The 11,568-nt window shown below is 71.9% G+C and carries 8 protein-coding genes; 4 read left to right on the plus strand and 4 right to left on the minus strand.

The window, feature by feature from the left end; translation table 11 throughout:
• Position 1: 1 nt before the first annotated feature.
• The 4 genes from ACIBU0_RS24055 to rsmH form a co-directional block, all read right to left on the minus strand.
• On the minus strand, positions 2 to 1,531 hold the full coding sequence (locus ACIBU0_RS24055; protein WP_398821593.1) for a UDP-N-acetylmuramoyl-L-alanyl-D-glutamate--2,6-diaminopimelate ligase: 1,530 nt from the start codon (positions 1,529 to 1,531) through the stop codon (positions 2 to 4).
• A 214-nt stretch (positions 1,532 to 1,745) separates the two neighbouring features.
• Complete coding sequence (locus ACIBU0_RS24060) at positions 1,746 to 3,722, minus strand: peptidoglycan D,D-transpeptidase FtsI family protein (RefSeq protein ID WP_398821596.1); 1,977 nt, start codon at positions 3,720 to 3,722, stop codon at positions 1,746 to 1,748.
• Positions 3,719 to 4,321, minus strand: a complete 603-nt coding sequence (locus ACIBU0_RS24065; protein ID WP_398821598.1) for a hypothetical protein — start codon at positions 4,319 to 4,321, stop codon at positions 3,719 to 3,721. Before ACIBU0_RS24065 ends, ACIBU0_RS24060 begins: the two co-directional genes overlap by 4 nt.
• 78 nt (positions 4,322 to 4,399) lie before the next feature.
• The gene (gene rsmH / locus ACIBU0_RS24070) at positions 4,400 to 5,356 is read right to left on the minus strand and encodes a 16S rRNA (cytosine(1402)-N(4))-methyltransferase RsmH (RefSeq protein WP_398821600.1); all 957 of its coding nucleotides are present in this window, start codon (positions 5,354 to 5,356) and stop codon (positions 4,400 to 4,402) included.
• 441 nt (positions 5,357 to 5,797) lie between these two features.
• Here rsmH and ACIBU0_RS24075 point away from each other — a divergent pair, with 441 nt between their 5' ends.
• The 4 genes from ACIBU0_RS24075 (at position 5,798) to ACIBU0_RS24090 (ending at position 11,425) form a co-directional block, all read left to right on the plus strand.
• Positions 5,798 to 6,346, plus strand: a complete 549-nt coding sequence (locus ACIBU0_RS24075) for a beta-class carbonic anhydrase (protein WP_398821602.1) — start codon at positions 5,798 to 5,800, stop codon at positions 6,344 to 6,346.
• 284 nt (positions 6,347 to 6,630) lie between these two features.
• The gene (locus ACIBU0_RS24080) at positions 6,631 to 7,671 is read left to right on the plus strand and encodes an AAA family ATPase (protein WP_398821604.1); all 1,041 of its coding nucleotides are present in this window, start codon (positions 6,631 to 6,633) and stop codon (positions 7,669 to 7,671) included.
• Positions 7,671 to 9,044, plus strand: coding sequence for a DUF58 domain-containing protein (locus ACIBU0_RS24085; protein WP_398821606.1), 1,374 nt, complete (start codon positions 7,671 to 7,673; stop codon positions 9,042 to 9,044). The genes ACIBU0_RS24080 and ACIBU0_RS24085 overlap by 1 nt, the downstream gene beginning before the upstream one ends.
• Positions 9,041 to 11,425 carry a DUF3488 and DUF4129 domain-containing transglutaminase family protein gene (locus ACIBU0_RS24090; protein ID WP_398821608.1) on the plus strand — a complete coding sequence of 795 codons (2,385 nt, stop codon included), beginning with the start codon at positions 9,041 to 9,043 and terminating at the stop codon, positions 11,423 to 11,425. The genes ACIBU0_RS24085 and ACIBU0_RS24090 overlap by 4 nt, the downstream gene beginning before the upstream one ends.
• The last annotated feature ends 143 nt before the right edge of the window (positions 11,426 to 11,568 follow it).

Genomic DNA, 11,568 nt, shown 5'->3' on the forward strand with positions numbered 1-11,568 from the left:
TTCATCCCTGGGTCTTCTGGATAGCTTCGCGAAGCACCTGGCGGTCGTCGAAGGGACGCACCACCCCGGCGATGTCCTGGCCCTGCTCATGCCCCTTGCCCGCGACCAGCACGGTGTCGCCGGGCTGTGCGCGGGCGACGGCTGCGGCGATCGCGGCGGCCCGGTCCTCGAAGACCTGGACCTCGCCGCGCTCGTGTACTGGCACGGACGCCGCGCCCTGGAGCATGGTTGCGAGAATCGCCAGCGGGTCCTCGGAGCGGGGGTTGTCGGACGTCAGTACGGCGGTGTCGGCGAGCCGGGCCGCGGCGGCGCCCATCGGGGCGCGCTTGGTCTGGTCCCGGTCCCCGCCGCAGCCGAGCACGACGTGCAGCCTGCCCTCGGTGACCTTGCGCAGCGCCTTGAGCACCGACTCGACGGCGTCGGTCTTGTGGGCGTAGTCCACGACCGCGAGATACGGCTGGCCCGCGTCCACCCGCTCCAGCCGGCCCGGCACGCCCGGCACCGCGGCGATCCCGTCGGCCGCGGTCTGCGGGTCCAGTCCGGCCGCGGCCAGGGCGACGATCGCGGCGAGGGTGTTCGCCACGTTGAAGGGGCCCGCGATCGGCGACCGGGCGGCGATCCGCTCACCCTTGGGGCCGATCACGGTGAACGTCGAGTCCATGGGGCCGATTTCCACGTCCTCGGCGCGCCAGTCGGCGTCGGGGTGGCCCTCGGCGGAGAAGGTGACGACCGGGACGGTGGCCTCCTTGGCGAGCCGGCGGCCGTACTCGTCGTCGAGGTTGACGACGCCGAGTTTGCTGCGTTTCGGCGTGAACAGCTGCGCCTTGGCCCGGAAGTAGTCCTCCATGTCGGAGTGGAACTCCATGTGTTCCGGGCTGAGGTTGGTGAACACGGCGATGTCGAAGACGCAGCCGTCGACGCGGCCGAGCACGAGCGCGTGACTGGAGACCTCCATGGCGACCGCCTCGACGCCGCGTTCGCGCATGACGGCGAACAGGGCCTGGAGGTCGGTGGCCTCGGGGGTGGTGCGCTCGGACTTGATGCGCTCGTCGCCGATGCGCATCTCGACCGTGCCGATCAGGCCGGTGGAACGGGCCGACTTCAGGCCGCCTTCGACCAGATACGCGGTCGTGGTCTTGCCGGAGGTGCCGGTGATGCCGATCTGCAGCAGGTCACGGCCGGGGTGGCCGTAGATCGTGGCCGCCAGTTCGCCCATCCGGCCCCGCGGGTCCTCGACGACCAGGACCGGGAGGCCGGTCTCGGCGGCGCGCTCGGCGCCGGTCGGATCGGTCAGCACGGCGGCCGCGCCGAGGCCGGCGGCCTGCGTGACGAAGTCGGCGCCGTGCAGGCGGGCACCCGGGAGGGCGGCGTACAGGTCGCCGGGGCGGACGGCGCGCGAGTCATGGGTGATGCCCGTGACCTCGGCGGCGCCCTCGGTGTGTTCCGGCGCGGGGACACCCAACTGACCGGCGAGTTCCGCGAGGGGTGTGGCGGAGACCTGCACTGGCCTGGGCGGTCCCGGATACGTCACGGGATGCCCCTTCTGGGTGGTTTGGGACTGATCAGCGTGTGGCACGGCGGTGAGCGTACCGGGCGCACCCGCTTCGGAGCGAAGTGAGGGGCGGGGCGTGCTCTGGTTTCCGGAGTCGGGAGTGATCGTTGTCACGAGGTGGTTCCTGGCTGCTCGGTGCTGATCAGTGGGTCAGTCGGTTTCAGTCGGGTCGGTCGGGTCGGGTCGGGTCGGGTCAGGGCTTGTAGCCGACGGGGAGCTTCGCGGCCTTGGCGCCGGTCGGCGGGACCTGGAGGGTCTTCAGCGCGAACTCCATGACCTTCTTGTAGATGGGTCCGCAGATCTGGCCGCCGAAGTAGTTGCCGGCGGTGGCGTTCTGGATCGCGCAGTAGACCGTCACACGGGGCTTGTCGGCGGGCGCGAATCCGGCGAACGACGAGGTGTAGCCGCGGTACCTGCCGGTGGCCGGATCCACGCGGTTCGCCGTACCCGTCTTGCCCGCGACGCGGTAGCCGGGGATGCGTGCCTTGGTGCCGGTGCCCTCCTCGTCGTCCACGACCGACTCCAGCATCTGGGCCAGGGTCTTGGCCGTCTTGGCGCTGATGACCCTGCTCTTCTTGGGCTTCGGAGCGGGCGTGAACTGTCCGTCGGGTCCCTTGGTGCCGCGCACGAGCGTGGGCTCGACGCGCACGCCGCCGTTGGCGACCGTCGAGTAGACGGAGGCCGCCTGCATCGCGTTGATGGACACGCCCTGGCCGAAAGGAATCGTGTACTGCTGCGAGGTCGACCAGGTGTTCGGGGCGGCGAGGATGCCCGGGGTCTCGCCCGGGAAGCCGAGGCCGGTGGGGCTGCCGAAGCCGAACTTGCGCAGGTAGCTGTAGAGGATCCGGTTGGACTGCTTCTGTGTCTTGCCCAGCTGGCCGGTGGCCAGGATGGTGCCGATGTTGCTGGACTTGGCGAGCACGCCGTTGAGCGTCAGGTACCAGGTGGGGTGGTCGATGTCGTCCTTGAAGAGCCGGTCGCCGCGGTGCAGCCGGTTGGGCACGACGACGTTGGTGAGCGGCGTGGCCACCCCTTCCTCCAGTACGGCGGCCATCGAGATGACCTTCGCGGTGGAGCCGGGCTCGTAGGCGTCCTGCACGGCCGCGTTGCCCATGTTCGCGGCGCTGGCCTCGGAGAGGTCGTTCGGGTCGAAGCCGGGCGAGTTGGCCATGGCGAGGATCTGGCCGGTTCGGGTGTCCTGGACGATCACATAGCCGCGGTCCGCCTTGGACTCCGCCACCTGATCGCTGATCGCCTTCTGCGCGGCCCACTGGATGTCGCGGTCGATGGTGAGCTCCACGTCGCTGCCGGGGACGGCGGGCGTCTCGGTGGAGTTCACGGTGGGGACCTGACGGCCGCCGGACTGGGCGTAGCGGATCTCGCCGTCCTTGCCGGACAGCTGCTTGTTCAGCTGCTGCTCGACACCGCCGCCGCCCTTGCCGTCGGTGTTGACCCAGCCCAGTATCCCGGCGGCGAGCTCGCCGTTCGGGTACACGCGCTTGCTGCTGGCGACCGAGAGGACGCCCGCGAGGACGTTGACCGTGCTCTTGTCCTTCTCGGCCTTGGTGGCCAGCGCGGTCTTCAGGTCCTTGATCTGCTTCCAGACCTGCGGGGTCTGGCGGCTCGCCAGCAGGGTGTAGCGCAGGTTCCTGTTCTCCGGCCGCAGCTTCCGGACGATCTTGTCCTGCGGCTGCCCGAGGATCGGCGCGAGCAGGGCGGCCGCCTGCTCGGGGCCGTCGTCGATCTTCAGCTGCTCACGGCTGAACAGCGTGGGGTCGGCCGTGATGTCGTACGCGTCCACGCTGGTCGCCAGCTCGACGCCGTTGCGGTCGGTGATGCCGCCGCGCTCGGCGGCCAGGGTGTAGCCGACGTACCGGTTCTTCTCGGCCTTGGCCGCGTAGGTGCTCGCGTCAACGCCCTGCACCTGGAGCAGCCGTACGACGAAGGCGAGCAGGACGAGCGTCAGGGCGAGGCTGACCATGCGCAGCCGGGGGCGGGGGCTGCCGAGCCGGATCGTGCGGACCCCGGGGCGGGGCGGTGCCGGGCGGCGGGCCGGGCGGGCGCCGGAGCCCGGGCGCCGCTGGGCGCCGCTGGAGCGGGCGGGTTTCGCGGGTCCGGGCACGCGGCGGCGCGGCGATTGCCTCGGTGAATTGTCGACCACTTCCGTCACCTGCCGGAATTCGCGTACGGGGAGGACTGGGCGAACGGGGTGGATGGTGGAGCGGGGGGCGTGTACTGCGGTGTGGTGGCCGTGGCCCCGGGCGACGCGGACTGCGGCTCGGCGGGAGCGGTCCCGGCGGTGGGCAGCGGGCTGGGGGGCGCGCCGGCGGGCGGGGGCGCCGGGGGTTCGTCGGCGAGCGACTCGGGGGCGAGGATGAGCGGGGTGTACGCGGAGGTCTGGTCCCCGGGCGCGGGGCTGGGGACGCCCTTGACCTTGCCGTCCGGGTCGAGGAAGGCGGGATCACCGCCGGGGACCATGCCGAGTTCGCGGGCGCGGCGCTGGAGGGCGTCGGGGGCGGAGTAGGCGTCGATGTCCCGCTGGAGGGACTGCTCCTCGTCGGTGAGGGACTTGGTGTCCTTCCTCAGGTCGTCGAGTTTGAACGCACCCTCGCTGAGGGCGGAGTTCAGCACGAGGAGCCCGATGAGACCGCCGCCGAGGAGAAGGACGACGAGGAGGACGAAGGGCGTACGGGCGGCTCGTGCGCGCCCTGCGGGGATGAGCCGCGCGAGCCGGGCGGCACGCCCCTTCAGTTCGGGTTTCCTACTCACTCACCCTCCCCCGGGTCCGGTTCTCCAACTCACGGGTTTGAATTTCGGACCCGGGTGCCCGCCCCTGCCGCACAGCCGTCATTCGATGGACTCCCTGATGCGCTCGGCCCCACGCAGGCGCGCAGGTGCCGCGCGCCGGTTCTCGGCGACCTCTTCCTCGGTGGGAAGTTCGGCACCCCGGGTCAGCAGCTTGAGCCGTGGCTGGTAGCGCTCGGGGACGACGGGCAGCCCGGGCGGGGCGGTGCTGGCGGCGCCGGCCGCGAACACGTGCTTGACCAGCCGGTCCTCCAGTGAGTGGTACGACAGGACGGCGATCCGCCCGCCGACGTCGAGGGCCTCCACGGCGGCCGGGATCGCCCGCTCCAGGACGGAGAGCTCGCCGTTGACCTCGATGCGCAGCGCCTGGAAGGTGCGCTTGGCCGGGTTGCCGCCGGTGCGCTTGGCGGCCTGCGGAAGGGCGTCGCGGATCAGCTCCACGAGGCGGGCGCTGTTGCTGAACGGCTCCTTCTCGCGCTCGCGCACGATCGCCGCCACGATCCGCTTGGCCTGCTTCTCCTCACCGTAGGCGCGCAGGATCCGGACCAGTTCGCCGGCCGGGTAGGTGTTGAGGACCTCGGCGGCGCTGACGCCGGTCGTCTGGTCCATGCGCATGTCGAGGGGGGCGTCCTGGGCGTAGGCGAAACCGCGGTCGGCCTCGTCGAGCTGCATGGAGGACACGCCCAGGTCGAACAGGACGCCCTGCACGCGCGCGATGCCGAGCCTGTCCAGGACCTCCGGGAGCTCGTCGTACACGGCGTGCACGAGGGTCGCGCGCTCGCCGTACGGCGCGAGCCGCTCGCCGGACAGACGCAGGGCCTCCTTGTCGCGGTCGAGGGCGACGAGCCGGGCCTCGGGGAACTGCGTCAGGAGAGCCTCGCTGTGGCCGCCGAGCCCGAGCGTGCAGTCGACGACCACCGCTCCCGGCCGCTGCAGGGCGGGGGCCAACAGGTCCAGGCACCGCTGGAGCATCACCGGGACGTGTCGACTCTGACTCAAGGGGCCCTCTCAGATCCGACGGGCCCGTACGCACAGCCGGGTCCCCGCCCTCCCCCGACAATCCGGGGGCCCCAGTGAAGGGGAGGCAGGCCTGCCGGCGCCGAGAGCGTCAGCCGACCGGGAGCGGGAGGAGGCCGAGCCGTACGTACGCGCCGCGCACGCGGGGAGATCTCCGGAAAATCGCCGGGGTCTCCAGGAAAATCACAGCAGGAAGAGCCACCCCTCCCGCCTCGCGTCACTTTAGTCCACCGTGTCGCGCGGTCAATCAACCGGCCTGCGCGTCGCCGATTCGGGTTCGGACGAAGCCGCCCGGCCCGGAAAATCGCCCGTATGGGCGCACTCACGCCACCCCTGTGGGTTAGCTCACAACAAGGCGCGATGGCGTTCTTTGTCCCCTCTCACAACGGGACGGCCCCGGCCGTGACCAGTACCGTCATGGGTATGACGACTTCTGCATCGGTCCCCGCTGGTCCTGAAGGCGCGATAGTCCCCGACGGCACGGTCATCGACCGTCTCGTCGAGGCGAACGAGCGATACGCCGCCGCCTTCGCCGACCCCGGCATGGACGCCCGCCCCGTGCTCCACGTCGCCATCGTCGCCTGCATGGACGCCCGACTCGACCTGCACGCCGCGCTCGGTCTGGAGCTCGGCGACTGCCACACCATCCGCAACGCCGGCGGCGTCGTCACCGACGACGTGATCCGCTCGCTCACCATCAGCCAGCGCAAGCTCGGCACCCGCAGCATCGTTCTGATCCACCACACCGGCTGCGGTCTGGAGGCGATCACCGAGGACTTCCGCACCGACCTGGAGATGGAGGTCGGCCAGCGGCCCGCCTGGGCGGTGGAGGCCTTCCGGGACGTCGACCAGGACGTGCGGCAGTCGATGCAGCGCGTGCGCACCTCGCCGTTCCTGCTGCACACCGACGACGTGCGGGGCTTCGTGTTCGATGTGAAGACGGGCCTGCTGCGCGAGATCGACCCCGCGTGAGTGTGCGTGCCGCCCGCCCCTGCATGACCTCGCACCGAGCGGCGTGACCATGCGCCGTAGCTGTCGTTTCGCTGTCAATCCGGGCTCGGGCATGCCCAAAAGGCCGTAAGACCCGACATATCGCAGGCAGTTGTCCACAGGCGAGTGACACGAATCGGTAACGGCAGCAAGAATGCGGGTGTGACAACACGCGGAACCTTTCACGCGTGGTGTCCGTGTTCCAGGGGTGGGCCGGTCCGCGTGGTAGAGCGTCGGCCCGGATAGAACGGGCCGAGGAGGGCCGGGTGACGACCTATGACGATCGAGCGAGCCTCACTGATCTGACCGCCACTGTGGAGCGTGTCCGCAGTTCGGTGGAAGGAGTGATCGAGGGCAAGCCCGAGGTCGTACGGCTTTCGCTGACCGTACTGCTCGCCGAGGGACATCTTCTGATCGAGGATGTTCCCGGCGTGGGCAAGACAATGCTCGCCAAGGCGCTGGCGCGGTCCATCGACTGTTCGGTGCGGCGGATCCAGTTCACGCCCGACCTGCTGCCGTCGGACATCACCGGTGTGTCCATCTGGGACCAGCAGCGCAAGGACTTCGAGTTCAAGCCCGGCGCGATCTTCGCGCAGATCGTGATCGGCGACGAGATCAACCGCGCGTCGCCGAAGACGCAGTCCGCGCTCCTGGAATCCATGGAGGAGCGGCAGGTCACGATCGACGGGCAGACCTACGAGCTGCCGAGCCCCTTCATGGTGGTGGCCACGCAGAACCCGGTCGAGATGGAGGGCACCTACCCGCTGCCCGAGGCCCAGCGCGACCGCTTCATGGCCCGCGTCTCCGTCGGCTACCCCAGCGTGGAGGCGGAACTGCAGATGCTGGACGTGCACGGCGGGGTGTCCCCGCTGGAGGACCTCCAGCCGGTGGCGCACGCCCACGACATCGTGAAGCTGGTGGAGGCCGTGCGCGGCGTCCACGTCGCCGAGCCGGTCCGGCGGTACGTGGTGGACCTGGTCGCCGCCACGCGCACCCACCCCGACCTCAGACTCGGCGCCTCCCCGCGCGCGACGCTGCATCTGCTGCGCGCGGCGAAGGCATCGGCAGCCCTGAGCGGCCGGGAGTACGCGCTGCCGGACGACGTGCAGGCCCTCGCCGTGGCCGTCCTGGCCCACCGTCTGCTGCCCACCGCACAGGCCCAGCTCAACCGCCGTACGTCCGAGCAGGTCGTCCAGGAGATCCTGCAGCACACCCCGGTGCCCGCCGCGCCCCAGCAGCAGAGCGGCTTCGGCGGTCTGGGCCGCGGCACGGCGGCCTACGGCCAGCAGCCGCCCCGGAGGCTGTGATGACCTCCGGCAGTACGGGCCGGGCCGAGGCGGAGCCGGGTGAGAAGGGCGGACTGCGCACGGCACTGGCCGGTCTGACCACCCGCGGCCGGTCCTTCCTGGCCGCCGGCGTCGCGGCCGCCGTCTGCGCCTATGTCCTCGGCCAGTCCGACCTGCTGCGCGTCGGGCTGCTGCTCGCCGTGCTGCCCCTGGTCTGCGCGACCGTGCTGTACCGCACCCGCTACCGGGTCGCGGGCAGCCGCCGGCTCTCCCCCGCGCGCGTGCCCGCCGGCAGCGAGGCACGCGTGCATCTGCGGATGGACAACGTCTCGCGACTGCCCACGGGCCTGCTGATGCTGCAGGACCGGGTGCCGTACGTCCTCGGCCCGCGTCCCCGGTTCGTGCTGGACCGGGTGGAGCCGGGCGGCCGCCGCGAGGTGTCCTACCGGGTCCGCTCCGACCTGCGCGGCCGCTATCCGCTGGGCCCGTTGCAGCTGCGCCTGACCGACCCGTTCGGCATGTGCGAACTGACCCGGTCCTTCTCGACGTACGACACCCTCACCGTCATCCCGCGGGTGGAGCCGCTGCCGCCGGTCCGCTTCAGCGGGGAGGCGAAGGGGTACGGCGACGGGCGGCAGCGCTCGCTCGCGCTGGCCGGCGAGGACGACGTGATCCCGCGCGGGTACCGCTATGGCGACGACCTGCGCCGCGTGCACTGGCGCTCCACCGCGCGCTACGGCGAGCTGATGGTGCGCCGCGAGGAGCAGCCGCAGCGCTCCCGCTGCACGGTGCTGCTGGACACCCGCGGCCCGGCCTACCAAGGGGCGGGTCCGGACTCGGCCTTCGAGTGGGCCGTGTCGGGCACGGCCTCCGTGCTGGTCCACATGCTCGAACGGGGCTTCTCCGTACGGCTGCTGACCGACACCGGAAGCTCGGTGCCCGGCGAGGGCGCCGACGGCTTCGCGGGCGCGAGCCAGGAGTCGGCGGACGCCGCCGGGCTGATGATGGACACCCTCGCGGTGATCGACCACTCCGACGGTACGGGTCTGTCGCGGGCGTACGACGTGCTGCGCGGCGGCAACGAGGGTTTGCTGGTCGCCTTCTTCGGCGACCTCGACGAGGAGCAGGCGGCGGTGGCCGCCAAGATGCGGCAGCGCAGCGGGGGCGCGGTGGCCTTCGTGCTGGACGGCGACGGCTGGGGGCGGGAACCGACCGATGTGGCCGGTGCGTTGGACAGGAGCGAGGAGCGGCTGCGGATGCTGCGGGAGGCGGGCTGGACGGCCCTGAGCGTGCCGCGGGGCGCTTCGCTGAACGAGCTGTGGCGCCAGGCGGACCGGGCGCGTACGGACGCCGCCGCGATCAGTGGCGCACGCGGTGAGGGGGGACCGGCATGAGCGGGCGGACACGGATGGCGCTGAGCGCCGCGGCGGCCACGCTGATGGCGTCGTGCGCGCTGCTGCCGCTGGTCTCCCCGGCCACCTGGCTGCTGCAGGCGATCTTCCTGCTGGCGATCCAGACGGGCGTGGGCATGGCGACCCGCCGGGTACCGCTGGCGCGGCCCCTGACGGTGGCGGCGCAGGCCCTCGTCGCCCTGATGCTGCTGACCCTGACCTTCGCCAACCAGCAGGCGATCCTCGGAGTGCTCCCCGGCCCGGAGGCCTTCCGCCACTTCGCCGACCTGCTGCAGGCGGGCGCGGACGACGTCAACCGGTATTCGATCCCGGCGCCGCTGTCGGACGGCATCCGCCTCATGCTCATCGGCGGTGTCCTGACCATAGGCCTCGCGGTCGACGCCCTGGCGGTGACCTTCCGCAGCGCCGCCCCGGCCGGGCTGCCGCTGCTCGCGCTGTACTCCGTGGCCGCGGGGCTGTCCGAGGGCGGCGCCGACTGGCTGTGGTTCCTGCTCGCCGCCGCGGGCTATCTGATGCTGCTCCTGACCGAAGGGCGCGACCGGCTCTCGCAGTGGGGCCGGGTCTTCGGCGGGGCGCCGCGGACGCCGGGCGGGGAACCGAGCGGCGCGGTGGCGCCGGTCCGCACCGGGCGGCGTATCGGCGTGGTCGCCCTGGGCGTGGCCCTGGTGGTGCCGCTCGCCCTGCCCGCCATGAACGGCGGTCTGCTGGACGCGGCGGGCACGGGCGTGGGCTCGGGAGGCGGCAGCGGAGGCACGATCAACGCGGTGAACCCGCTGGTGTCGCTGCGCGACAGTCTGAACGTGGACGAGGACCGCCAGGTCATGTCCCTGAAGACCAACACGAAAGACCTCTCCGACCTGTATCTGCGGATCGTCTCGCTGGACGACTTCGACGGCACCACCTGGCAGCCGTCCAAGCGCAGCATCGAGGCCGTACCGGGCGAGTTCCCGACGCCCATCGGTCTCGGCCCCGACGTGCGGAGGACGGAGATCGAGACGACGATCTCGGCCGCGGACTGGTACGCCCAGAACTGGCTGCCGATGCCGTACCCGCCGAGCGGCGTGGACATCGACGGCAACTGGCGGTACGAACCGCTGGGCATGACCGTCGTCGGCGACCGCCGCCAGACCACGCGCGGGGCCACGTACACGGTGCGCAGCCTCGATGTGCAGCCGACGGCCGCACAGCTGGCGAACGCTCCGGAGCCGCCCGCCGCCCTGAAGCGCGATTTCACCGAGCTGCCCGACTCGATGCCCGCGGTGGTGGCCGAGACCGCACGTGCGGTCACCAAAGGCGCGACCAGCCACTACGAGCAGGCGGTCAAGCTGCAGGAGTACTTCGCCGTGACGGGCGGCTTCCAGTACGACACCAGCGTCAAGGTCGGCAGCGGGCGGCAGGCGATCGCCCGCTTCCTGAAGGACAAGCAGGGCTTCTGCGTCCACTTCTCCTTCGCGATGGCGGCGATGGCCCGCTCGCTGGACATACCGGCCCGGGTCGCGGTGGGCTTCGCGCCCGGCACTCCGCAGGGCGACAGTTCGGTCTCCGTGGGGTTGAGGGACGCGCACGCCTGGCCCGAGCTGTACTTCGAGGGCGTGGGCTGGACCCGCTTCGAGCCGACGCCGACCCGTGGCTCGGTTCCGTCGTACACCCAGTCCGACACCACCGGGTCCACGCTTCCCGACGTGCCACGGCCCTCGCAGTCGGCGAGCACGGGGCCCTCCGCCTCGCCCTCGACGAGCGAGGGCTGCGTGGGCCGCAACCGGGAGCTGTGTGCGAGCCAGTCCCCTCAGGCCGTGCTGCCCACGGGCGACGACGGGCCGAAGTGGTACGCCGTGTTGGCCTGGACACTCGGCGGGCTTGCGGCGCTGCTGCTCCCGTTGGCGCCGATGCTGTGGCGGCTGCGCACACGGGCGGTACGGCTGGGAGCGCACGGCCGCACGGAAGCGGGCACATCGCTGCACACCTTGGCGGTCTGGCAGGAACTGACCGACATCGCCTGGGACTTCGGCATCCCCCCGGACGACTCCCAGACCCCCCGCAAGACGGCCGCCCGCATCGTCCGCCTCGGCCACCTCGACCCACCGGCCGCGGCCTCCGTGCACCGCGTCGCCGACGCGGTGGAACAGGTCCTCTACGCCCCCAGCCCCCGCCCGGTGGCCGGCCTGGCGGAGGACGTCCGCCGCGTCCTGTCCGACCTGGAGTCCAAGGTCAGCCGGCCGACGCGGATGCGCGCCCTGTTGGTCCCGCGGTCCAGCGTGCGGGTGACGTGGGCCCTGTCGGAGTGGTGGAGCAGCCTCCAGCAACGCGCTGCCGCCGCCCGACCGGCGTGGCGCAAGCCGTCCACGACCGGTCAGCGGGGGTGACTCCGCCGGGGCGCTGGTCATGATCGGCGACGACGCCACCCGAACCCGCGCCGGGGGCCCCCCCCGGGGGGCCCCGCGGGGGGGGGGGGGGGCCCGCGCGGGGGGGGGGGCCCCGGGGGGCCCCCCGGGGGGGCGCGAGGGGC

Origin of the sequence: Streptomyces sp. NPDC049627 (assembly GCF_044465645.1) — a bacterium.
GTDB lineage: Bacteria > Actinomycetota > Actinomycetes > Streptomycetales > Streptomycetaceae > Streptomyces.